Annotated in this window: 23 protein-coding genes and 1 pseudogene; 9 read left to right on the top strand and 15 right to left on the bottom strand. The window is 70.7% G+C overall.

All coding sequences use genetic code 11. The features are described 5' to 3' along the window. Positions 1–63: 63 nt before the first annotated feature. The 4 genes from AUV07_RS08595 to AUV07_RS08580 all read right to left on the bottom strand — a co-directional run bounded on the left by AUV07_RS08595 (position 64) and on the right by AUV07_RS08580 (position 3068). Positions 64–615: a DUF4352 domain-containing protein gene (locus AUV07_RS08595; protein ID WP_231868229.1), complete on the bottom strand. Its 552-nt coding sequence runs from the start codon at positions 613–615 to the stop codon at positions 64–66. Between the two features lie 178 nt (positions 616–793). Next, positions 794–1408, bottom strand: coding sequence for an arsenate reductase/protein-tyrosine-phosphatase family protein (locus AUV07_RS08590; protein WP_062635440.1), 615 nt, complete (start codon positions 1406–1408; stop codon positions 794–796). Then, positions 1405–2124 (bottom strand): CDP-alcohol phosphatidyltransferase family protein, encoded by a 720-nt coding sequence (locus tag AUV07_RS08585; protein ID WP_062635438.1) that lies wholly within the window; start codon positions 2122–2124, stop codon positions 1405–1407. Before AUV07_RS08585 ends, AUV07_RS08590 begins: the two co-directional genes overlap by 4 nt. Next, a complete protein-coding gene (locus tag AUV07_RS08580) occupies positions 2115–3068 on the bottom strand; it encodes a glycosyltransferase family 2 protein (RefSeq protein WP_231868228.1) in 954 nt (317 codons plus the stop codon). Before AUV07_RS08580 ends, AUV07_RS08585 begins: the two co-directional genes overlap by 10 nt. A gap of 190 nt (positions 3069–3258) precedes the next feature. Between AUV07_RS08580 and AUV07_RS17985 the strand changes: the two genes are divergently transcribed. Beyond that, on the top strand, positions 3259–5256 hold the full coding sequence (locus tag AUV07_RS17985) for a glycosyltransferase (RefSeq protein WP_231868227.1): 1998 nt from the start codon (positions 3259–3261) through the stop codon (positions 5254–5256). A 15-nt stretch (positions 5257–5271) separates the two neighbouring features. Here AUV07_RS17985 and AUV07_RS08565 read toward each other — a convergent pair whose 3' ends face one another. Next, entirely contained in the window at positions 5272–6291 is a 1020-nt protein-coding gene (locus AUV07_RS08565) for a glycosyltransferase family 4 protein (RefSeq protein WP_062636033.1), read from the bottom strand. 48 nt (positions 6292–6339) lie between these two features. Next, positions 6340–7518, bottom strand: a complete 1179-nt coding sequence (locus AUV07_RS08560; RefSeq protein ID WP_062635436.1) for a glycosyltransferase — start codon at positions 7516–7518, stop codon at positions 6340–6342. A gap of 169 nt (positions 7519–7687) precedes the next feature. Between AUV07_RS08560 and AUV07_RS08555 the strand changes: the two genes are divergently transcribed. Beyond that, positions 7688–8143, top strand: a complete 456-nt coding sequence (locus AUV07_RS08555) for an adenylyltransferase/cytidyltransferase family protein (RefSeq protein ID WP_060922253.1) — start codon at positions 7688–7690, stop codon at positions 8141–8143. A gap of 7 nt (positions 8144–8150) precedes the next feature. On the opposite strand, the gene AUV07_RS08550 is transcribed toward AUV07_RS08555, so the two are convergent. Beyond that, positions 8151–8543 carry an SIP domain-containing protein gene (locus AUV07_RS08550; RefSeq protein ID WP_062635434.1) on the bottom strand — a complete coding sequence of 131 codons (393 nt, stop codon included), beginning with the start codon at positions 8541–8543 and terminating at the stop codon, positions 8151–8153. A 107-nt stretch (positions 8544–8650) separates the two neighbouring features. Here AUV07_RS08550 and AUV07_RS08545 point away from each other — a divergent pair, with 107 nt between their 5' ends. From AUV07_RS08545 to AUV07_RS08535, 3 genes are all read left to right on the top strand, one after another. After that, positions 8651–9565, top strand: a complete 915-nt coding sequence (locus AUV07_RS08545; protein WP_231868226.1) for an alpha/beta fold hydrolase — start codon at positions 8651–8653, stop codon at positions 9563–9565. Between the two features lie 9 nt (positions 9566–9574). Next, positions 9575–9838 carry a glutaredoxin family protein gene (locus AUV07_RS08540; RefSeq protein ID WP_025104627.1) on the top strand — a complete coding sequence of 88 codons (264 nt, stop codon included), beginning with the start codon at positions 9575–9577 and terminating at the stop codon, positions 9836–9838. Between the two features lie 67 nt (positions 9839–9905). Then, positions 9906–11669 (top strand): aldehyde dehydrogenase family protein, encoded by a 1764-nt coding sequence (locus AUV07_RS08535; protein WP_062635432.1) that lies wholly within the window; start codon positions 9906–9908, stop codon positions 11667–11669. A gap of 10 nt (positions 11670–11679) precedes the next feature. Here AUV07_RS08535 and pip read toward each other — a convergent pair whose 3' ends face one another. Together pip and ypfJ are read right to left on the bottom strand one after the other, a co-directional pair. Continuing rightward, on the bottom strand, positions 11680–12651 hold the full coding sequence (gene pip / locus AUV07_RS08530; RefSeq protein WP_062635430.1) for a prolyl aminopeptidase: 972 nt from the start codon (positions 12649–12651) through the stop codon (positions 11680–11682). A 70-nt stretch (positions 12652–12721) separates the two neighbouring features. Further along, on the bottom strand, positions 12722–13603 hold the full coding sequence (gene ypfJ / locus AUV07_RS08525) for a KPN_02809 family neutral zinc metallopeptidase (RefSeq protein WP_062635427.1): 882 nt from the start codon (positions 13601–13603) through the stop codon (positions 12722–12724). 51 nt (positions 13604–13654) lie between these two features. On the opposite strand from ypfJ, the gene AUV07_RS08520 reads away from it, so the two are divergent. The 4 genes from AUV07_RS08520 to AUV07_RS08505 all read left to right on the top strand — a co-directional run bounded on the left by AUV07_RS08520 (position 13655) and on the right by AUV07_RS08505 (position 16133). Next, positions 13655–14644, top strand: a complete 990-nt coding sequence (locus AUV07_RS08520) for a malate dehydrogenase (protein WP_062635426.1) — start codon at positions 13655–13657, stop codon at positions 14642–14644. A gap of 53 nt (positions 14645–14697) precedes the next feature. Next, positions 14698–15174, top strand: a complete 477-nt coding sequence (locus AUV07_RS08515) for a dehydrogenase (RefSeq protein ID WP_025104632.1) — start codon at positions 14698–14700, stop codon at positions 15172–15174. Positions 15175–15285: 111 nt separating this feature from the next. Continuing rightward, the gene (locus tag AUV07_RS08510) at positions 15286–15723 is read left to right on the top strand and encodes a hypothetical protein (protein WP_062635424.1); all 438 of its coding nucleotides are present in this window, start codon (positions 15286–15288) and stop codon (positions 15721–15723) included. After that, entirely contained in the window at positions 15720–16133 is a 414-nt protein-coding gene (locus AUV07_RS08505; RefSeq protein ID WP_062635423.1) for a hypothetical protein, read from the top strand. The genes AUV07_RS08510 and AUV07_RS08505 overlap by 4 nt, the downstream gene beginning before the upstream one ends. Before the next feature lie 467 nt (positions 16134–16600). On the opposite strand, the gene AUV07_RS08500 is transcribed toward AUV07_RS08505, so the two are convergent. The 6 genes and pseudogenes from AUV07_RS08500 to AUV07_RS17795 all read right to left on the bottom strand — a co-directional run. Further along, a complete protein-coding gene (locus AUV07_RS08500) occupies positions 16601–17431 on the bottom strand; it encodes a hypothetical protein (RefSeq protein WP_157523985.1) in 831 nt (276 codons plus the stop codon). Then, entirely contained in the window at positions 17356–18555 is a 1200-nt protein-coding gene (locus AUV07_RS08495; RefSeq protein WP_062635421.1) for a hypothetical protein, read from the bottom strand. The genes AUV07_RS08500 and AUV07_RS08495 overlap by 76 nt, the downstream gene beginning before the upstream one ends. Further along, the gene (locus AUV07_RS08490) at positions 18555–18851 is read right to left on the bottom strand and encodes a hypothetical protein (protein ID WP_062635420.1); all 297 of its coding nucleotides are present in this window, start codon (positions 18849–18851) and stop codon (positions 18555–18557) included. Before AUV07_RS08490 ends, AUV07_RS08495 begins: the two co-directional genes overlap by 1 nt. Beyond that, positions 18848–19150 carry an SAV_915 family protein gene (locus AUV07_RS08485; RefSeq protein WP_062635419.1) on the bottom strand — a complete coding sequence of 101 codons (303 nt, stop codon included), beginning with the start codon at positions 19148–19150 and terminating at the stop codon, positions 18848–18850. The genes AUV07_RS08490 and AUV07_RS08485 overlap by 4 nt, the downstream gene beginning before the upstream one ends. A 19-nt stretch (positions 19151–19169) precedes the next feature. Then, positions 19170–23144, bottom strand: a complete 3975-nt coding sequence (gene eccCa, locus AUV07_RS08480) for a type VII secretion protein EccCa (RefSeq protein ID WP_062635417.1) — start codon at positions 23142–23144, stop codon at positions 19170–19172. Beyond that, positions 23141–23324 (bottom strand): annotated as a pseudogene (locus AUV07_RS17795) (hypothetical protein); the annotation flags it as partial. The gene eccCa and the pseudogene AUV07_RS17795, both read right to left, overlap by 4 nt.

Genomic DNA, 23324 nt, shown 5'->3' with positions numbered 1-23324 from the left:
CCCCAGATTTCTTCTTCGAAAATGTCACGTACGAGACGCGGTGAAAGTCGTCGCGCCCAGGGCTCAGGAGAGCTCGCCCGCGAAGGTCGCCACCGGCTCGCCGGCGGCGTAGTTCACGCTGATCTTCACGGCGCGGCCCTTGGTCGGGTCGAGCATGAAGACGTACGTTCCCGTGGCCTCGTCACCGGCGGCCAGCTCCCCGCGGAGCGGCTCGTTCGGCCCGGCGGTGGTGGCCACGCCGACGTCGCCGTCGTCCGTGACGAGACTGACGACGGCGGAGTCGATGCTCTGCGCCCGCTTCGAGTCGTTCGCGACCTTCACGGTCACCACGACGGCGGAGCCGGCGTACTCGCCCGGCGTCTCCGGGGTGATCTCGGTGGTCGAGATGTCGTCGACGGTCACCACCATGTCGGTGGACAGCGCGATCTCCGCATCCAGCGCGCCGGTCTCCTCCGTCAGCGCGGGCGCCTCGGTGGGGCCCTCCGCCTCGGGATCGGCGGGCGGCGTCCAGTCGGTCGTGCTGGTACCCTCGGGCTCCGGCGTCGCCGCTGTGTCCGGTGCCGCCGTGCATCCGGCGAACACGAGAGTGAGCGCCACGACGGGCGCGATGAACATCGCACGTCTCACGCGCGAAGAGCCGTCCCCAGAACGGCATGCTGAAACAGTGAACACTGCAGCTCCCCAGAACCCAGATTCCCCAGCCAGAGCCCCCTCGGCTCCGGTTTCCCCCCAGCCGTGCGAACACGGCGTCGGCTAATCGTAGTGCGGTCCGTGAAAATCCACAAGCCTCGCGTCAGGAGGAGTGTCGGCGGTGCCCGGTGAGCTGCGCCGCGATGGCCTCGACCGCCTGCTCCACCTCGCGGATCGTGTCGGCGTGTCCGCGGCTGCCGTGCCGATCGGCGATCGACGCGGGATCCGCCGCCGGGCGACGGCCGACGAGACGTCCGAGCCAGCCTCCGGCAGGAGATCCGCCGAGCGGCGTCGCCCGGGTCCGGGCGCGGTCGAGCGAGGCGACGTACTCCTCCACGGCATCGGACCCGCCGGGCAGGAACCCGACGCCGAGGTGGGCCGCCTCGCGGAGGGTGAACATGCGGTCGCGGAGCTCGGGCGCCGAGCGCACCAGCTCGCCCCGGATGTCCCGCGAGGCCGTCAGCACGAGATCCGCCTCCGCGAGCATCTCGGGCGTGACCTCGCGGGCTCGGTGCTCCCCCGCCTGCTCCTGCCAGTCGCCGTCGGTATGCCGCGCGGCGACCTCGCTGCAGATGGGGTCCCCGTCCTGGGCACGCACGCCGCCGCTCCGCACCGAGACCGACGAGCCCTCCCCGAGGCCCCGCCGGAGAGCGAGCTCTGCCAGGGGCGAGCGGCAGACGTTCGCGGCGCAGACGACGAGGATCGATCCGCCGGTCATGCCGCCTCACCGAGCCTTCCGATCTCCCGGAACCACTTCACCGCAGCGAGCGCGAGGAAGAGCACCGCCGCGGCGCAGAGGGCCCCGTAGGCGACGAGGAAGCCCGGCGTCCAGCCCCACAGGACGAACACGAGGCAGACCAGGCCGAAGTCCGTCGGGAGCAGCACGAGCGAGCGTCGCAGCGTGCCGCCGCCGCGCTCGTGCGTGGACGCGACCGCGTGCTTGCCCTTGAGGAGGTCGTTCAGGAGCATTCCGGAGAACGTGGTCGAGGCGACGATGCTGAACACGATCGGGATGAGCAGCAGCGCCGGGGTGTCGGGGAGCACCCGGTACAGGCCGATGAGGACGGCGAGGTGCAGCGAGGCGATCTTGAGCGTGTCGATGAAGTGATCCAGCCACTCGCCCTGCGGGCTTCCGCCGCCGCGGAGTCGGGCGACCTGGCCGTCGGCGGAGTCCCATGCGTACCCGAGGACGAGCAGGAGCGCGATGAGCAGGCCCAGGGGGACGGTCACCGGAGCGAACGCGATGAGGGCGATCGCCGCGAACGAGTGGACGGCGCTGATGATCGACACCTGGTTCGGCGTGAGGCCGAGCCGGAACGCCACGGCGGCGAGCACCCGTCCGAGCCGGCGGTTGACGTACACCGAGTAGGCCGGGGCCCCGCGCGCGTGCCCCTTCTGGGCGCGGGCGAGCTGTCGGTACGCGTCTACGACCACGTCATCTCCTTCTGGTCGGTGCCGGCTGCGCGGGCGATCCGCCGGGCCTCGCGCACGCCGCGGAGGTAGGCGCGGAGCGGAGCGGCGGAATGCAGCAGCTGTCTGCGGCCACCACGGAGGATCACCTCACGGGCGGTACGGGGGATCGACCGGCGCCAGCGATGCACGGTCTCCTCGTCCAGGTGCCGCACGGCGTACAGCATCCTGTTGCGGATGTTGTAGAAGTAGTACCCCTCCGATTTCGCCCGCGAGAGTCCGGGCTCGTCGCGTTGCGTGCCCCCTTCGTCGTGCACGGCTCGTGCGTCCTCGACGAGGGCGAGGGTGCCGCCGGCCGAGACGACACGGCGCGAGAAGTCGACGTCCTCCCAGTACAGGAAGTAGGCGTCGTCGAAACCGCCGGAGAGCTCCCACACCTCGCGGGTGATCCACAGGCACGCGCCGCTCAGCCACGGCTCGTAGGGACGTTGGTCGTCCGCGCGGCGCTTGCGGCGGGCGCGCATGGTGCCGTCGTCGAGCAGGAGATCGATGCCGGCGAACCAGGTCCGCCCGTCGGAGTCGGTGATGACCGGCGACGCCAGAGTCGTGCGGGAGGACTCCGTGACAGCGGCCAGGCGCGCCAGCGAGGCCCGGTCGATGTGGGCGTCGGGGTTGATCACGAGCACGTCGGTCGCGCCGTCGGCGAGGGCCCGGGCGACGCCGAGGTTCACCCCGCCGCCGAACCCGGTGTTGGTCTCGGAGGCGATCAGCGTCCACCCGTGGGTCTGCGCGACCGCGGCGGCGGCCTGCCGCTCGGCAGCTCCTGCGAAGTTGTCGACGACGATGACGGACGCCTCCTCGTCGACCGCGCGGGCCTCGCGCTCCACCACCACGAGGTTGCGCTCGAGCAGCCGCGCCGAGGCGTAGTTCACGACGACGACGGCCAGCCGTCCGTGCACGATTGACACGCGATCCTCCCCCCGGATCCGCCCTCACGGTCCGCTTCGGGTCGCCGGTCGAATTCCCCAGAGTCGCGACCGGCGTCGACTCCCAGGACACCGACTATACGCCAGAGCCGGCTCGGCGCACCCCGGCGTTCACGGTACGATGAGCCGGCGCGGGGACACAGGCGCAGGGACTGCCATGGGGATGAGGCGGATGACGAGGGGACCGGAGACGGGCGACGCGATCGCCGTGACGATCGGCGTGCCCACTTACCGGAGGCCGGAGCTGCTGGCGGCGCTGCTGCGTGCGCTTCCGGAGCGGATCGCGGAGTGCGCGGAGCTGGGTGTGGACGTCGAGGTGCTGGTCGTCGACAACGACGCCGCCGGCTCCGCGCGGGAGGTGGCCGCGAGCGCCGCGCTCCCCGTGCGCTACGTCGTCGAGCCGACGCCGGGCATCGTCGCCGCGCGCAATCGGCTTCTGGACGAGTCCGCCGACCGCGACCTGCTCGCCTTCATCGACGACGACGAGGTGCCGCGCCCCGGCTGGCTGTCGGCGCTCCTCACGACGTGGCGCGCCTCCGACGCGGATGCCGTCATGGGTCGGGTGATCTCGGTGTTCGACGACGATGTCGACCCGTGGCTGCTCGCGTCCGGCACCTTCCGCCGCCCGCCCCGACCCACCGGGACCGTGCTGTCGGTGGCCGCTGCGGGGAACCTCCTGCTCGACCTGCGCGCCGTGCGCGAATCGGGCGTGCGGTTCGACCCGTCGCTGGGCCTCGGCGGCGGGGAGGACACCCTGTTCACCCGCGAGCTGGTCGCACACGGCGCGCGCATCGTCTGGTGCAACGAGTCGGAGACCGAGGACCTCGTCGTCGCCGCACGGCTCAGCAGGGCCTGGGCGGCGCAGCGGGCGTTCAGCTCCGCCAACGCGGGCACCCGCATCGCGCTGAAGCTCGCCCCCGGAAGGCTGCGCCGCGGCCTGCTCCGGGCGCGCGCCCTCCTCGGAGGCATCGCCCGCATAGCCGTGGGTGCCGTGCGCCGGGCCTTCGGCGCCGTCACCGGGAACATCACCCACCACGCCCGCGGCACCCGCCTGATCCACCGCGGCCGCGGCACCATCGCCGCCGCGCTCGGCCACCGCTACGACGAATACCGTCGCCCATCGGAGGACACCACGATGACCGAATCCACCGCGAGCATCCGCGTGATGCAGTCCCTGGGCGCCCCGCGTCCGACGACGAATCCGTACAACAAGATGCTCGACGAGGCGCTGGGGACGACGGAGGGCCTCGAGCACCTCCGGTTCTCGTGGAAGACGGCCCTCTTCGGGCGCTACGACGCCTTCCACTGGCACTGGCCCGAGGCGAAGCTCCACGGCTCGACGTGGTGGAAGTCCGCCGGCAAGTTCGCGCTCACGACCGCCCTCGTCTTCCGGCACCGGCTGTCGCGGCGGATCGCGGTCGTGCGCACCGTGCACAACCTGGAGCTCCCCGACGACAACGCCCCGCGCCTCTGGCTGCTGCGCTTCATCGACCGGCACACCGACTACCGCATCGTCATCAACGAGACCACCCCCCTGCCCGACGGGACTCCGCACAGCCTGATCCTGCACGGCCACTACCGGGACTGGTACGCGGTCTACCCGTCCGCGGAGCGCGTGCACGGACGACTCGGCTCGTTCGGCGGCATCCGCCGGTACAAAGGTCTCGACGGATTCATCGACGCCTACGGGGAGGCGGTCGCGGTCGAGCCGGCATTGAGCCTGCGCATCGGCGGCCGGCCGTCGACTCCGGAGCTCGCCGACGACCTCCGCGCGCGCACCGCGGCGCTCCCCGGCGTCGACCTCCACCTCGACTTCCTCAGCGACGCGGAACTCGTGGATCTCGCGACGTCGTCCGAGCTGATCGTGCTCGCGTACCGCTTCATGCACAACTCGGGCAGCGTGCTCGCCGCCCTGTCCATGGACCGTCCGGTACTCGTGCCGCGGAACCAGGCGAACGAGGCTCTGGCGCGCGAGGTCGGCGCCGACTGGGTGCGCATGTACGACGGCGACGACCTCGACGCCGAGACGCTCGTCGCCTCGTGGCGCGCCGCCTCGGGCCTCACCGGCACCCCGGATCTCTCTCGCCGCGAGTGGGCGGACGCGGGCCGCGCACACCGCGACGCGTTCCGCGCCGCCGTCCGCGTCAAGCGCCGAGCACGACGGCGCTGACGACGGCCAGGGGTCTCAGTCCGCTGCCTGCAGTCCGCGCACGAGGGCGTCGACCATCGTCTTCGTGGTGAACCGCTGCTCGACCTCGACCCGCCCCTGCCTGCCGAGCGCAGCCGCGCGGTCCGGGTCGTCGAGCAGCGCGAGCAGCGCCCGCGCCAGCGCCGCGGGTTGCCCCGGGTCGACGAGCGCGCCGGTGCGCGGGCTCACGTAGTCGCGCATCCCCGGGGTGTCCGACACGACGACCGGGCGCGCGGTCGCGAGAGCCTCGAGTGCGACGGTCATCCCGGAGGCGTGCAGGTTCGGACGGGTCGCGGTCACCACGACGCTGGCGGTCCCGTACAGGTCGCGGAGTTCGGTGTGCGGCAGGCGACGGACCACCTGCACCCCTTCCGGAGGGGGCAGCTCGGACGGCGTCTGCACGACGACGTCGACGTCCGGGCGCACGGCCAGCACCAGCGCGAGCGCGGCGTACAGCGTCGCCGGGTCCCGGTCGCGGTCGTTGCCGGCGCTCACGATGCGCGGCCGCGGCGCCGGCGGCCGTGCGGAGAAGAACTCGTGGTCGATGCCGAACGGCACGACGAACACCCGCGGTCCCCGAGCGCCGAGGAGCCGCTGCAGCGGGGCGACCTGAGCCGCACTGAGCACCCAGAGCGCCGTCGCTGCCCGGAGCATCGCCACGAGCCTCTCGGGCGCCGCCCCGGTCGTGGCCATGTCGGTGAGCCAGATCACGCCGGTCGCGAAACGCGCCCGCGGCCGCAGGATCTGCAGACGGTACGCGGTGTTCTCGTCCCAGGCGAGCGCGAGGTCGGTGCGCGGACGGGGCCCCATGCCGGCGCGCGCCCGGAGGCGGGCGATCCGGCCGGGGTCGGGGAGCTCCTCCACCTCCACGGAGGCGTGCTCGCGGAGAGCGTCCAGCCCGTAGGGCCAGACGCTCGGAACCTCTCCTCTGGCGTGTGCGCGCGCCCAGGTCTGCACCGATTGCTCGGCACGATGCGCCCAGGTGACGGACAGCGCCGGGCTGTCCTCGGATCCCACGTGGCCCACTATGGACCCGGGTCCCCGCCGTGTAAAGGGGGACTTCCGCTAGAGCTCGCCCGGCTTCATGGCCTCGGCATCGATGGCGCGGATGATCCGCAGCGTCGCGGTGTCCGGCTCCGGCTCGCCCGCCGCCGCCCTCTCCTCGCGCCGCCGACGGGGCGCGTAGACGACGAGGGAGTGGAAGAGGAATCGGGCGAAGAACGCCACGACGAGCGAGAGCGCCGTGGCGAGCACGCTGGAGATGTGCCACGTCTCGACCATGAGCGCCATCACCGGGATGCGCAGGGCCGCCTCGACGTTGTTGAACGTGAAGGACGCCGCGAAGCGCACTCCGGCGCTGCGGGCGTCGGTGCGCATGTCGGCGAAGACGAAGCGCTCCTGCAGCAGGAAGTTGCCGATGATCGTGACCTCGGCGCCGATGATGGCCGCCCAGACGTAGGGGACGCCGGCCGCCGTCAGGGCCCACATGATCGCGAGGTTGGCGATGGCGCCGAGCACGCCGATCGCCGCGAACAGCGACATCTTCCCGAACCGCAGCCGTGCGAGATGAGCGATGAACGTGGCCCCCTGGCGCAGGCTCGCCTTCGAGGTGCCGTGTCGACGCTCGGCGAACTCCATCGGGATCTCCGCGATCCGCAGATCCGTCCGGGCGAGGATCTCCAGGAGGATCTTGAAGCCCTGCGGCTGCAGCGCATCCAGCCGCAGGCGACGCCGGTCGACGAGGAAGAACCCGGTCATCGGGTCGGTGCTCCGGGCGAGCCGCCGGGGGAACATCGCGCGGGTCAGCCACGTCGCGGCGCGGGACACGCCGAAGCGCACGGCCGTTCCCAGGCCGCTCGTGTCTCCGCCGCCGACGTAGCGGGAGGCCGCGACCACGTCCGCGTCGCCGTCCGCGAAGCGGTCCAGCAGTGTCGGCAGCAGCTCGGGGGGATGCTGGAGGTCGCCGTCCATCACGATGCAGACATCGGCCTCCGCGGCGCCCAGGCCGACGACGACCGCTCCGCCGAGGCCTCCGATGTTGTCCGAGCGATGGATCACCCGCACCGGGATCGGGGCGTCGACCGCGACGCGCTCCACCTCGGCCGTGGTGTCGTCGCTGCTGTCGTCGACGAAGAGGATCTCGGCGTCCCGTCCCGCCAAGGCTGCGGCCGTGCGCTCCACGAGCTCGGCGACGTTGTCGCGCTCGTTGTACGTCGGCACGATGACCGTGACCCCTGCCCCCAACGTGGTCCCCTTCGTCGTTCCGCAGCCCCATCGGCTCCGGCATCCATCGTTCCATGGGTTCCTATGGGCTGCAGGACACGTTCCTGCTAGAGTGTCGTCTGCGGCTGTGGGAGTCGCGCCGAACGGGTGGGGATCCGTTCGACTGGGGAATGATCGATCTGGGGAGATCATGGGGACGCGTATCGGCTATGCCGTCGGAGCTTTCGACCTGTTTCACGTCGGGCACCTGAATCTGCTGCGACACGCTAAACAGCACTGCGACATCCTGATCGCCGGCGTCGTGAGCGACGAGATGCTGCGTCAGGTCAAGGGGATCGAGCCGGTCATCCCGACCGCCGAACGTGCCGAGATCGTCCGGCACATCTCCTTCGTCGACGACGTCTACGTCGAGACGACGCCGTCGAAGATGGACTCGTGGCGCGACGTGCGCTTCACCCACTTCTTCAAGGGCGACGACTGGCGCGGCACCGAGAAGGGCCTCCGGCTGGAGAGCGAGTTCGCGGAGGTGGGCGTCGAGGTCGTGTACTTCCCGTACACCGCGCACACGTCGAGCTCGGCGCTCCGCCGCGCGCTCGACGCGATCACCGCCAACGCCACGGCATCCGCGGTCGGCGCGACCCGCTGAGGCGGGGTCAGTTCGCGACGCCGAGGAGGCTACGCGCCATCCGCGCCACGTGCGGCGGCGTGTGCGGACCGAGCCACACCGTCCAGTGCTCCGGGGGCTCGCTGCACGTCCACTCCAGACACCACGCGTAGACGGCGTTCGCGAGGCGCTCGCCACGCGCGTGGGCGCGCGTCCCCTCGGCCCGCACGAGCCAGCGGACCGAGACCCCCGGGGGGACATCGATGTGCCGGAACGGGATGCGGACCGCCGCTTCGATGAGGATGACGCCGTGCGCATCCCACGGGAGGCGCGACGCGACGCGCGCGATGGCTCCGGCATCGGCCGCATCCCCGGCGATGAGCACCGCTCCTTCCATCGCTTCCCAGTCCGGATCCTCCAGGTGCTCGCACGCGCTGCTCATGCCTCCACTATAGGTAAGGCTACCCTTACCTTCAAGAGCGACTAGCCTTCGACGACGGCGCTCGTCAACGCCTTTACCAGGACGGCACCGCGCGCCATCCTGGGTCCGTGGACGGGACAAGCACTGACGACGACGCGCTGTTCCCCGGCTTCACGACCGCGCGGATCCCGACCGATGAAGCCGACATCCTCGTGCGTCACGGGGGCTCGGGACCGCCCGTGGTGCTCCTGCACGGTCACCCCCGCACCTCGGCGACCTGGCATCGGGTGGCCCCGGTGCTCGTAGAGCGCGGCTTCACGGTGATCTGCCCCGACCTGCGCGGATACGGGCGTTCCCGCGGCCCGGCGCCCACCGCCGATCATGCGGCCCATTCCAAACGCGCCGTCGCCCGCGACATCCGCACCGTCGCCGAGCGACTCGGCCATGAGCGCTTCCGCCTCGTGGGTCATGACCGCGGCAGCTACGTCGCGCTCCGACTCGCCCTCGATCACCCGGAGACCGTCGAACAGGTCGCCCTGCTGGACTGCCTGCCGATCTCGGAGCACCTCCGACGCTGCGACACGACCTTCGCCGCGCACTGGTGGCACTGGTTCTTCTTCGCCCAGCCGGACATCCCGGAGCGCGCCATCGGCGCGGACCCGGAGGCCTGGTACGCCCCCAAGGCCGACCCGGCGACGATGGGCGCGGCGAACCACGCCGAGTTCCTGCAGGCGGTGCGGCAGCCGTCGGTCGTCCGGGCGATGCTCGAGGACTACCGTGCCGGGCTCACGATCGATCGCGCGCACGAGGAGGCCGATCGCGCCGCCGGGCGTCGGCTCCGGATGCCGGCCCTCGTGCTGTGGTCCGAACGTGACGATCTCGAGGAGCTCTACGGCGACCCCCTCCGCATCTGCCGGGACTGGGCCGACGATGTCCGCGGCCACGGCATCGACAGCGGGCACCACATGGCTGAGGAGGCGCCCGAACCTCTCGCCGCCGCACTGGCGGGCTTCTTCGGAGCCAACCCTCCCCCACGGACGTAGGCTGGTGGCATGACCAACCCCGCCTCCGACACCATCACGATGTTCGGCGCCGACTGGTGCCGCGACTGCATCCGCACGAAGAAGCAGCTCGACGAGCTCGGCGTCGCGTACACGTACGTCGACCTGGTCGCCGACCCTGCCGCCGCGGACATCGCGAAGGACATCTCCGGCCGAACGAACATCCCCGTCGTGGTCTACCCGGACGCCTCGCACCACGTCGAGCCGTCGAACGCCGACGTGGAATCGAAGCTGCGCGAGCTGTCGATCATTTGATCAGCCTCGCACTCGGCGGATCTCCGCGCGGACGCCTAAGCTGAAAGCCCGTTCGAAGGAGACGCCGATGACTTCTGCGCCCACGACCGCGCCTGCCGCTCCCGCCCTCGGCGAGGGCGAGAAGGAGCGACTCGACGCCGCCGTCGCCGACCTGCAGACGGGGACCGCGGTATGGACCGCGCTCACCGTGGCGCAGCGCGTGACGCTGCTGCGCCAGGTCCGCACGAGCGTCGCTGCGACTGCCGAAGACTGGGCGACGATCGCCGCCGCCTCCAAGGGGCTGGACGCGCGGCATCCGCTCCGCGGCGAGGAGTGGCTGAGCGGTCCGTACAGCGTCCTCGGAGCACTGGACGCCTCGATCGCCACGCTCACCCGCATCGCGAACGGCGCGAATCCGCTCGACGGCATCCGGGTCGACCGCGCGCCCGGCGGCCGTGCCCGCGTACACGCCTTCCCCCTCACCGGCATCGACCGGTTCCTGCTGTCCGGATTCACCGGCGAGGTCTGGCTCGAACCAGGGACCACGCCGAACACCGCGAGGGCGACCGCCGGCCTGGCGCAGCGCACGCCGACGGTGTCCGGGGGCGTCGGACTCGTGCTCGGCGCCGGGAACGTGACCTCCATCCCCGTGCTGGACGTGCTCTACGAACTGCTCGCCCACAACCGCACCGCGCTGCTGAAGGTCAACCCCACGCAGGACGCCCTGGTCCCCGTCTACAAGCGCGCGCTCGCCCCGCTCATCGAGCCGGGCCTGCTGCGGATCGTGCGCGGGGGCCCCGCCGCCGGCGCCTACCTCACCCAGCACCCCGGCCTCGCCCACGTGCACATCACCGGCTCGGCGGCGACCTTCGACACCATCGTCTGGGGACCGTCGACCGGCGAGGGGGCCGCCGCGACGAAGCGCCGCCGTCGCGAGAACCGCCCGCTGCTGAAGAAGCCCATCACCGCGGAGCTCGGCGGGGTCTCCCCCATCATCGTCGTGCCGGGGAAGTGGACGGCCGCCGACCTCGCATACCAGGCCGAGCACATCGCGACCATGCGCCTGCAGAACAGCGGCCACAACTGCATCGCGGGGCAGGTCGTCATCCTCTCCGCGGACTGGGACCAGGCCGACGACTTCCGCGCCGAACTGCGCCGCGCCTACGCCACCGCTCCGGAGCGCCCCATCTGGTATCCCGGTGCCCCCTCCCGCATGCAGACCGCTGCGGACGACTACCCGGACGCCCTCGTGCTCGGCGACCGGCTCCTCGTCGAGATCGATGCCGACGACGACGCGGCCGCCCTCGAGAACACGGAGTACTTCGCCCCGGTCCTCGGCGTGGTGCCCCTGCCCGGCACGGGCCAGGAGTTCCTCGACGCGGCGGTCGCCCACGCGAACGAGAAGCTGCAGGGCACGCTCGGCGCGAACCTGCTCATCGACCCGGCGACCGAGAAGGCGCTCGGCAGCGGGTTCGAGCGCGCACTCACCGCCCTGCACTACGGCTCGATCGCGATCAACGGCTGGACCGCCTTCGGATTCATCACGCCGACGCTCACCTGGGGCGCGTTCCCCGGCGGCACGATCGATGACGTCGGCAGCGGCATCGGCGTCGTCCACAACGCCCTGCTCCTGGATCGGGTGGAGCGCTCCGTGCTGCGCGGCCCGTTCCGGCCGTTCCCGCGCTCGCTTCCCGTCGCGAACGGCGGAGGGCGGATGACCATCCTCCCGAAGCCGCCGTGGTTCGCCTCCTCCCGCACCGGTGCCGCTGTGAGCGAGGGTCTCACCCGCCATCGTGCGAACGGCGGCACCCTCGGCCTCGTGAAGACACTGCTGCGCGCGCTCCGCGCCTGAGGGGAACGCGTCAGCCCTCGGGGCGGAACCGATCGGTCGCGGCGCGGAGAGCCGCGCGGATGCCGGGTTCGGCGGCCGAGTGCCCCGCGTCATCGATCACCTGGAAGTCGGCTTCCGGCCAGGCACGGTGCAGGTCCCACGCCGTCATCATCGGCGTGACCACGTCGTGGCGGCCCTGCACGATCACGGTCGGGATGTGCCGGATGGCGTCGATCCCCGCGAGCAGCTGTCCCTCGGCCCACCAGCCGCGGTGCACGAAGAAGTGGTTCTCGATGCGTGCGAAAGCGACGGCCCGACGGGGATCAGCCATCGCCGCGATCTGCTCCGGGTCGGGGCGCAGCGTGACGGTCGCCGCCTCCCACGCCGCCCACGCGAGGGCCGCCGGTTCATGGACCGCCGGGTCCGGGTCGAACAGCCGCCGGTGGTACGCCTCGATCATCCGGGAGCGCTCCAGGACCGGGATCGGCGCGATGAAGTCCTCCCACAGGTCGGGGAACAGCGCCGCCGCCCCGCCCTCGTAGAACCACTCGAGCTCGGCGCGACGGAGCGTGAAGATCCCGCGCAGGATCAGCTCGGAGACCACATCGGGGTGCGTCTGGGCGTAGGCGAGCGCGAGGGCGCTCCCCCAGGACCCGCCGAACACCTGCCACGTCTCGATGCCGAGATTCTTGCGCAGGAGCTCGAGGTCGGCGATGAGGTGCGCGGTCGTGATGTGCCGGAGATCGGCCTCCGGCTCCGCGGCGGACGGCGTGCTGCGGCCGCAGCCGCGCTGGTCGAGGAGGACGATGCGGTAGACCTCGGGGTCGAAGAACTGCCGCTGCCACGGCGAGGTGCCGCTGCCGGGACCTCCGTGGAGGAACACGACGGGTTTACCCTCGGGGTTGCCGCTGATCTCCCAGGCCACGCGATGCCCGTCGCCGACGAGCAGCACTCCGGTCTCGTGCGGCTCGATGGGCGGATAGAGCCCCTCGGCGTTCGTCATGTTCGGTCCCCCAACCGGTCGTGCGGTCCTGCCGAGTCCACGTTATCTGACAACGGCGGGAGCGCCGGGTCTACGGGTCGAGCTGATCGGCGGGGAGGGTGAACACCTGCTCGCACGCCTCGAGCCCGTTCTGGTATCCCTCCGCGAACCAGCGCTGACGCTGCTCGCTGGAGCCGTGGGTCCAGGTCTCCGGGTTCACCTGCCCGGACTGCTCCTGGATGTGGTCGTCGCCGACGGTCGACGCCGCGTTCAGGGCGTCGCGGATCTGCTCCTCCGTCGGCTTCTCGAGGTACGGATCGCCGTCGGCGTCGGTCTGCTCGGTCGCGCGGCCGAGCCAGCCGCCGGCGTAGCAGTCGGCCTGCAGCTCCATGCGCACGCCGTTGCTGCCGGGACCCGTCCCGTTGTTCGGGTACCGCTCCATCGCCCCGAGGAGGTTCTGGATGTGATGACCCCACTCGTGCCCGACGATGTAGAGCTGCGCGAGGTTCCCGGCCGAGGCCCCGAACTGCTGCTGCATGAGCTGGAAGAACGTGGGGTCGATGTAGACGGTCTCCTCCGGCGGGCAGTAGAACGGTCCGACCGCGTTGGACGCGGTGCCGCACTGCGTGGAGGTGGCTCCGTCGACGACGATGAGCTGCGGAGCCTGGTACCCCTCCATGTTGTCCTCCCAGAAGGCGTCGAGCGCGAGCTGTGCCCCCGCCATGCGGCAGTCGACGTTCGCGTTCGCGTCGGCACCGCTGTCGCAGTTCTGGATGGCCGAACCGCCGGCGGGCTCGCTCCCACCCCCGGGCGCGCCGCCGACGAGACCGCTCAGGTCGATGCCCAGCAGAGGGCCGGCGATGAGGGCGAGGAGGGCGAGCACGCCGACGCCGGAGCCGCCCGCGATCGCGGCCGTGCGTCCGCGACGGCGCGTGGTGTTGCGGGAGAGGTCGGCGTCGGGATTGAACGTCATGCGTCGAGGGTACTCCGCGCGCCGACACCGCGACGGACGTAGGCTCGTGACATGGCCACCACGATCACCATCACCGGCGCGGGCGGACAGATCGGCTACGCGCTCCTCTTCCGCATCGCCGCCGGCGACATGCTCGGTCCGGATGAGAAGGTGCGGCTGCGGCTGCTGGAGATCCCGCAGGGGCTCGGCGCAGCGGAGGGCGCGGCGCTGGAGCTCCAGGACGGCGCATTCGACCTGCTCGAGCACGTGGAGGTGACCGATGACGCCGCGGTCGGCTTCGACGGCTGCGACCTCGCCCTGCTCGTGGGCGCCCGCCCCCGCGGTCCCGGCATGGAGCGCGGCGACCTCCTGGCCGCGAACGGCGGCATCTTCGGGCCGCAGGGCGCCGCCATCGCCGCGAACGCCGCCCCCGGCGTCCGCGTGACCGTGGTGGGCAACCCCGCCAACACGAACGCCCTGATCGCCTCCGCGGCGGCCGACGGCGTGCCCGCCGACCGCTTCACCGCCCTCACGCGGCTGGACGAGAACCGCGCACGGGCCCAGCTCGCCCAGACGCTCGGCGCCCCCGTGCACACGGTGCGGCGGGTGCCCATCTGGGGCAATCACTCGGCCACGCAGTTCCCCGACGTGTCGCATGCGACCGTCGGTCGGAAGCCCGTGCAGGATGCCCTGGAGCGGATCGTCGGCGACGTCCCGGCGTGGCTGGACCAGACGTTCATCCCCCGGGTCGCCAAGCGCGGCGCGGAGATCATCGAGGTCCGCGGGTCGTCCTCCGTCGCCTCCGCCGCGAGCGCGACGATCGACCATGTGCGCGACTGGGTCCGCGGGACCGAGGACTGGACCTCCGCCGCCGTCGTCTCGCGCGGGGAGTACGGTGTCCCGGAGGGCCTCGTCTCCTCGTTCCCCGTGCAGTCCGTCGACGGCGAGTGGCACATCGTGGAAGGCCTGGAGATCGACAACCGGGCCCGCGCGCGCATCGACGCCTCGGTCGCGGAGCTCGTGGAGGAGCGGGAGGCGGTCCGTGCCCTCGGACTGCTCTGATCCGGTCGCCGCGGGACGCCTCGGCAGGGCAGAATAGAGGGCGGAGGTGCGGGATGAGCGACACGATTGACCCGGCTGGCACGACGCCGTCTCTCGACGATGCGCTGACGAGCCCGCTCCATCTCCCGCACGACGCAGCGAAGTGCCCGAAGTGCTTCACCGAGCTGCAGCAGAACCGCAACTTCTGGACGGCGCGTCCCGCGGGCTCCCGCCTGGTCGGCCTCGTCGTCGCTCGTGAGGGCATGCCGTCGGTCGTCGAGCAGCGCGCCGACCTCACCCGCTTCGGCGTGCCCATCGAGGGCTTCCGTCACCCGGCGCCGGACATCCTGGAGAGCTGGAACGACCGCCTCGCGCGGCTCATCTCGACGCTCCGGACCGGAGACGTGGTCGTGGTGGCGAACATCCGGGCCCTGGGACTCGACGCCGAAGAGGGCGCGCGCACCGTCGCTGAACTCCGGCGCCACGGGATCATCGTGAAGGTCCTCGGCCACGAGGCGCGTCATCTCGCCGACGCCGCCGGCGCCCGCTGAGCCACCGGTATACAGCGTCCCCGTTCTCTTCACCGTCGTCCTCCTCCTCGTTAGCGTGGATTCGGGGCGGGGGTCTCCGGGGGACCCGACGATCCCTTCGTCACCGCCCTGATGCACAGCGACCACATCAACGGCGCTCGCGTGCGCGTACTCGATGCGCTCCGAAGCGGTGATCTCGCAGCCGACGGGGAACCCCTCGACCTCAACCGTGTCATCAGCCACAACCCAGCGGTCCTCGTCCAAGACGGCTTCAATGCCGTCACGAGCGGGTTCCCCAGTCCGCTGCTCGATCGCCAAAACCTCCCCGAGTCCTTCCTCGGCTCATATGAGCTGGAGGTGCATGCCGGAGAGTCCCAACCAGACGGGGGCGTGCCGGTCACGTATGTCATCAACAACGACACGACCATCGACTCCGCAACGCGCATTCCCGGCACAGGCGGCGCCCACGTGCCCTTCGTGGAGGCCGCCATGACGTCGGCCTACGCTAGCAACGGGGGGTTCGCGCCCCAGCATCAGACCATCGTCTGGACCGAAACGGTGTACCCATGACCTTCAAGATCAGGCCGCCCCGCATGATCGCGGCCGTTTCACTTGTCCTGATCGGGATGCTCGGCTTCGCCGGCTGCACCCACGCCCCACACATCACCTCTCCCGTCGGCGTCTGGGAAGCGGTCGGCGACGACAACGGCACCCTCACGATCAACCGCGACGGCACATTCACGATGACCGATGCCTCCTTCAACCCCCTCCAGTACCGAGACACGCAAAACGACTTCCGCGGCTCCGGTTCCTGGCGCCTCTCCAGCGACGGTGAAGAGGTCATCTTGCGCTTCCTCGAAGCAACAAACGCTGGATTCGTTGTCGAACCCAGCGCACGTCGTCCGAACTTCACCTCCGGAACAACTCGCTTCGAGGACCCGGAACAGACCGCGAGCATCGAATTCCGCCTCACGGACTGACGCTTATGACTCACCGCCAAGGCTCAACGCCACGCACCCTACGATCAGCCGCACTTGTCCTCATCTGGCGTACTGATTCGGCCGAGTTCCACGGACGAGGAACCTGGCAGACGTTCTCCGACGACCCACCGCTTGTCCTACGATTCGACGAAGCCACCAACGACGGCTTCGCCGTTGACCCCGCGGGACTGCAAGTCGACTTCACGTCGGGCACGATCCGGTTCGAGGACCCGGAACAAACCGTGAACATCGAGTTCCGTCTCGCGAACTGACACCTCATGGCTCACCTCCGAGGCTCATTTCCGAATGCCGTATTTGCGCACGTCGTCCGAACTTCACCTCCGGAACAATTCGGTTCGAGGACCCGGAACAGACCGCGAGCATCGCGTTCCGCCTCACGGACTGACGCCCTGGCGACGAACCCGCGAGGATCACACCGGCGAACCCTGAAGCGCGGAAAGCGGTTCCTAGAACTCCCCGGACCGCAGACGGGCGAGCGTGCCCGCACCGATCTCCGCACGGGCCTCGGGTCGTTTCGCGTAGAACGTGACGAGCTCAGCCAAGAGGACCGGGTCGCTGGCGAGGTCCGTGACCGCCCAAGATGAGGGCCGCACGGTCGCCGTCCGCAGGAAGACACGGTTGCGTTCAAGGGAAGCACCGGTCACGTCTTCCCATTTCAAGCTCGCATTGTTGCGCGGGATTCGCAGGTCCAGCCCCTCGGGGCGGAGTATCAGACGATGTGCCGCAGGGGCGCGAAACCAGAACCATGTACCGGCGATCGACATGATCAGGCCGATCAGGAGAATGCCCAGGAGGGTGCGCAGCGTGACCGTGTCCGGTGACGACGTGAAGACACTCCATACCCCGCTCGCGAGGAGGATCGCTCCGACGGGAGCGAAGGCGCGCAGTGGCCAGATGATCGCACCGACACCGGCGAAGACGACCTCCGGACCGGCCACCGAGACCCGGACGATCCGCGTGCGAGGTACTCGGATGTGGGCCACCAGCAACCAGATTCCCACAGCGACCGCGGCGAGAACGCCGACACCCACCAGCTTCAGCGCTGGTGCCGGGTCAGCGAACAGGATCATGCTGAACAGGAGCGCGAAGAGGCTGAACACTACTGCAAAGACGACCAGACCCGTCGTCGCACGTTGCTGACCTTGCCAGCCAGCATGACCGCGGACCCAGATGGTCTCCGAGTTCGTCTTCTCCTGCGGTATCACCCGAACAGACCCTTCCACGCCTTGCCGATGTTGTGTCCGACGTCGCCGACGAAATCGCTGGTGTTCTCCCACGCGTCTTCGGCGAAGTCGGCGGTCGCATCCCAGCAATCCGCCAGCCCGGCGTCGATCGCCTCCCGAACGTCCTGCGGCACCCAGCTCTCGTACGCCCAAACCGCACCGGCTCCGACCGCGAACGCCGCACCTGTGGCCAGCAGCGCCGTACCCCACACCGGGGCGGTGATGACCCCGGCCGTTGCGAGCGCCCCGACTCCTGCGGCGGCTCCGGCACCGGCGAGTATCTGGATGCCCGTGGCCGACGGGTCGTCCCCGGATGACATCGCGGACCCGAAGCTCCAGGCGTCGATGCCCCATCCCACCAGCGGAAGGGCCCTGCTCGCTCGAGAGAAGCCCCGCGCCAGGTCTTCAGCTTCATCCGCCGCCCAGCGCATACCGCTCGGATTGGCCGCCTCAGCGGCCGCTTTCACCGCGGGGTTACCGGAGCGCAGCTCACGAACGAAGTCCGAAGCGCCTTCACGCAATTCTCCCGCGTGAGTCACCAAGTCAGCCGCCGTTCCCTCCCAGGCGAGCTTCTGTCCTTCGAGGTAGGCCTTCGGCAGCTCCCCGCCCGCCTTCCCGAGTCCCGCGAGGATCTGGTCCGCCGTGGACTGGCTCGGCATGGTCCCGAGGAAGCCGTCGAGGTTCTCGCTGATCCAGACCTCGAGCTCGCCCCACCAGGAGCCGACGTCGGCGGCGATCTCGTTGTACAGCTCGATGCGGTCGAGGTGCTCCTGCCACTCGTCCCAGTAAGGGTCGTCCCGCGACGTGGGGCATACCGGGATCAGAGACACCGGCCGGCCGATGATCATGCCGTTGACCGGAAGCCCCGCCGCCCGCGCATTGTTGCGGTGCTTCTCGAAGTCGTCCCGCATCCGGCTCAGCTGCCCCGCGTACGACCGGAGCTTCTCGGCGGCGTCACGGGCGAGGTCCTTGATCTCCTTCGCGGCGTCGGTGGTGCGCGAGAGGATCGTGATGTAGTCGTCCGCCGACTCGCCGTACCAGTGCCCGCGCACGCCGGTCGGGATGAACGTCGTGACGTTCGAGGAGGCGTCTGCGGCGTCCTTCAGGTCGGGGTCGAGCCAGTCCGCGGCCGCCTGCACCTGGTCGGCGTCGCCGTACGTGGTCGTGTCGATCGTCATCAGAGGTCCTCGACGATGGCCGCGACCGGGTCGAGCTGGTCGATGACGTCCTGCTCGTTCGTCTCCGCGTCGTCGGCGATGGCGCGCACGATCTCTCCGAGGGTGCCGTTGATCCGGTAGAGGGCGTCGACGCCCTCCCCCACCCGCTGCATGATCGCGGCGACCGTATCGGAGGCGAGCCCGCCGTCGACGGCCGTCGGAATGCCGGAGAGCTTCGTCTCGATGAGCTCGACCGCCTCCTCGTGCATGTCCGCATGGACGGCCATCACCTCCGGGTCCATCGCGATGCGGCTCATGCGATGGCTCCGTTCCGGCGGTAGGACGCGGGCACGTCGAGGTCGAAGATCACGACGTCGTAGGGCTGCGCCTCCTTGATCTGACCGAGGTCCTCCGTGCGCACCAGCACCCAGGGCTGCCGCTCGCCGGCGAGCTCCAGCAGCCGGTCGAGCGCGGTGTAGGCGAGCAGTGCACGCCGGCCGTCCTTCAACTCGCGGATCTCGACGAGCTGCTCCTCGGGCGTCGACGTCACGCTCAGGGGCAGGTACAGCACGGGCGGGACCATCGGCGCTGCGGCCGGCATCGGTTCGAAGGTCATCTCGGTCTCTCCTCGGTTGTCACTCGTAGCTCGGCGGCACCCACAGCAGCTGCGCGGAGACCAAGCCCCGATCGCGGCTGACGATCTGCGCACGGCCCGGGATCGCGGGAACAGCCTTCACCTTGCCGATGAGCTGGCCCTCCTCGGGGCTGCCCGAGAGCAGGATGCCGGTCGCGCCCAGGTCGGTCATGCGCTGGATGATCGGATCGTACGCGGCGCGGCTCGCCCCGCCGGTGCGGCGGGTGAGGATCACGTGAAGGCCGAGGTCGGCCGCCTGCGCAAGCAGCGGCGCGAGGACCGCGACCGGGTTGCCCTGCGAGGTCGCCACGAGATCGTAGTCGTCGACGAGGACGAATCCCTCCGCCCCCTTCCACCACGAACGGCTGCGGAGCTGGTCGGGGGTGACGTCGGGTCCGGGGATGCGGCTCCGGAAGAACTGCGCGAGCTCGTTCATCCCGCCCTCGGTCATCTCGTGCGACGTGAGGTAGGCGCCGAGGTACTCCTGCGGGATCTCTCCCAGCAGGGCACGACGGTAGTCGACGACGAAGATCTTCGCCTCGGTCGGCCCGTACAGACGCGTGATCTCGTGCACGACGCCGCGGAGCATCGACGACTTGCCGGAGTCCGCGTCGCCGTACAGATACAGCAGCGGCTCGGCGACCGGATCGATCGAGAACGGGGCGAGGTTCGCCTCGTCGATGCCCAGCAGGAGTTCGCGGGGCTCCGCGCCGTCCGGCGACTGCGCGGCCGCGACGGCGCGCAGATCGGCATGGCTGATGCGCGAGGGCAGCAGGCGCAGCTTGGGCCCGGCGGGTCCGTGCCACGCCGCCGCGACGCGGGCCACGAGGTCGTCGATCCCGTCCGGCAGGCTCGACGCGTCGTCCACGCCGTCGACACGCGGCAGCGCCGTGAGCATCTGCAGACCGCGGTCGTTGAGGCCACGGCCGGGGATGGCCGTGACGTTCTCCGCCGCCTTGCGGTTGACCTCGGAGTCCGTCGGGTCGCCCAGACGCAGCTCGATGCGGGTGCCGATGAGGTCCTTGATGTTGGCCCGGATCTCCATCCAGCGCGCCGCCGTGATCACGACGTGGACGCCGTAGGTCAGACCGCGGGCGGCGATCGCCTGGATCTGCGGCTCGAGCATCTCGAACTCGGCGCGGAGCGTGCCCCAGCCGTCCACGATGAGGAAGATGTCGCCGTAGCCGTCGTCGGCCAGTCCCTGCCCGCGGCGCTGCCGGTAGGCGTCGATCGAGTCGATGCCGTGCTGCCGGAAGTACACCTCGCGGGCGTTCAGCAGGCTGGTGACCTCAGCCACCGTGCGGCGGACGACGTCCGGCTCGGACCGGGTCGCGACGCCGCTGATGTGCGTGAAGTCCTGCATGCCGGTGAAGCTGCCGCCGCCGAAGTCGATGACGAAGAACTGCACCTCCTGCGGCGTGTGCGTGAGCGCCAGGGCGGCGACCGTCGTCCGCGCGAGCGTGCTCTTGCCGCTCAGAGGCGCGCCGACGATGGCCATGTGGCCGGCCGCACCGCCGAGGGAGACCGCGAGGTTCTCGCGGCGCTGCTCCAGCGGCACGTCGACGATGCCGAGCGGGACCGTGAGCGCTCCCGCCTTCCGCCAGCGCGGGGAGACGAGACCGAGCGCCGGGTCCTCGACGAGGTCGCCGAAGAGCTGGTCGAGGGTGGCCGGTGTCACCAGCGGCGGCAGCCACACCTGGTGCGCCGCGGGGCCACGTCCCTTCATGGACTCGACCGCGATCTCGAAGGTGTTGCGCTTCTCCTCCGGTTCGGCGTCGACCACGACCTCCGGCTCGTCCACCGGCGCCTCCGCCCGCCACACCGGCGCTGCGGTGAACAGCTCGACCGCGGTCGAACCCGTGCTCTGGCCGGAGCCGGACGAGGCCCGCCGACGACGACGCGGCGGTGGTCCGGACACGTACGCGGCGCGGAACTGGGTCATCGTCTCGGTGTCGGACTTCAGGATGCCGGCGCCCGGCTGCGTGGGCAGGTGATAGGCGTCCGGCACGCCGAGGACCGTGCGGGACTCGGCCGCCGAGAACGTCCGAAGACCGATGCGGTAGGAGAGGTGCGTGTCGAGGCCGCGCAGCTTGCCCTCCTCCAGCCGCTGGGAGGACAGCAGCAGGTGCACCTGCAGCGAGCGGCCGAGCCGGCCGATGTTGACGAACGTGTCGACGAACTCCGGCTTGGCCGACAGGAGCTCGGAGAACTCGTCGGCGACGATGAGCAGGGCCGGCAGCGGCGCCAGGTCGGTGCGGCCGCCGCGACGCGCCTTCTCGTAGTCGGCCACGTTGGCGAACGGACCGGTGGCCCGCAGCAGCTCCTGGCGGCGCACCATCTCGCCCTGGAGCGCGTCCTGCATGCGGTCGACGAGGGAGATCTCCTCGCCGAGGTTCGTGATGATGGCCGAGACGTGCGGCATGTCGGCCATGCCGGCGAACGTCGCGCCACCCTTGAAGTCGACGAGCACGAAGTTGAGCTGCTCCGGCGAGTGGGTCATCGCGAGCGCGAGCACGAGCGTGCGGAGCACCTCCGACTTCCCCGAGCCGGTGGCACCGATGATGAGGCCGTGCGGGCCCATACCCTGCTGCGCCGATTCCTTGATGTCGAGGATGAGCGGGCTGCCGTCCTCGGTCTGGCCGATCGGCACGCGGAGCCGGTCGCGCTCCAGGCGCGGTGCCCACGCGGCGTCGAGGTCGAGGTCGCGCACGTCGGGAAGACCGAGGAGTTCGACGAGCTCGGCCTGGCCGGTCGCGCTCTTCTTGCTCGCGATCGCGGTGCCGCCCGAGTACAGGGCGATGAGCCGGCGGGCGGTCGCCTCGGCTTCGACGATGGTGATCGCGTCGGCCTCGAACGGGCGTGCGGGCACCTGCAGGCTGACGAGCTCGGCGCGCGTGCCGGCACCGCCGGTCTCGAACGCGATGCGCAGGGCGTTCGGGTCGTCGAGGTCACCCCACCGGGCGGGCAGGTCGATCACGGTCACACCCTGGACGCCGTCGCCGGTGACGAGGGCGTCGTTGAACGACGTCGTGGCGCCGTCCGTGACGATGACGATGTGCGGCGTCTTCGGTCCGGAGCCGTCGCGGGCGAAGCGCGAGCGCTCGCGCACCTCGGGAGGCAGCATGTCCTCGAGCTCGGACAGCTGCGAGCCGATCATGCGGGCGGCGCCGAGGCCGTCCCGCACGGTGCGCGAGTGCGTGTGCGGCAGCCACTTGGCCCACTCCCACTGCGGGAGCACGCCGGTGTCCGCGGCGATGATGATCTGCAGCACGTCGGGGTCGTGCATGGTGGCCGCGTGCAGCAGCATGGCCCTCGCGAGCGCTCGCGTCTCGTCCTCATCACCGGTGATCTCGATGCGGGCGTAGTCGCGGAGGGTGACGCCGAGCGGGAGGTTCTTCTGGACCTCGTGCGTCAGCATGAAGCGGTGCGCGGCCGAGGCGGCGACGGGGTCGAGCTGCGCCAGCGGCGGGAGCTCCGGAGCTTCGAGCGTGACGCACAGCGGCTGATCGGTGACCCCTACGCGGACAGACAGGAAGTCGGGGTCGTTGACGCCGCGCTCCCAGACGCGGGTGCGCTCCTCCGCGAGGTACGGCAGGGTCGACGGCGCCGGCAGATGCCAGTTCGCGGAGCGGCGCTGCTGGCGGGCGGCGACGCGGACGGTCTGCCGCAGCTCGGTCAGGTACGCCAGGTACTCACGCCGGGCACCGAGCGTGGCCGCCTGCCGCTGGGAGCGCTGGCGCCAGCCGTTGACGGCGACGAAGCCGAGCGAGGACAGCAGGAACATGCCGCCGGTGAGCAGACCCGTGACGGACTGGTTCGACATGGTGACCATGACGATCGCGCCGACGCTGCCGAGCATGGGCAGCAGCGACCCGAGAATCCCGATGCCGCCGTCGTTCGGCTGCAGCTCCGGCGGGGCCTGGACCGGGAGCCTTCCGGAGGGGACACGGGGCGGGGCGAGACGGGGTCCTGTCATGCTCTCTCTCCGGCGCTGCTGTCTGTACCTAGCAGGAGGCTGATGGTGAAGCTGCGGTTGCCCATGCGGACGCGGTCGGCGTCGTCGAGGAGCACGCGCTCGCCGGCGACCAGCTCGGTCGTCTGGCCGTCGTCGCTGCGGACGTCGGAGCCGTTCGTGGAACCGAAGTCGGTGACCCAG

This window comes from Microbacterium sp. CH1 (genome assembly GCF_001595495.1).
Classification (GTDB): Bacteria; Actinomycetota; Actinomycetes; order Actinomycetales; family Microbacteriaceae; genus Microbacterium.
This window is presented reverse-complemented; position numbering and strand designations above follow the sequence as displayed.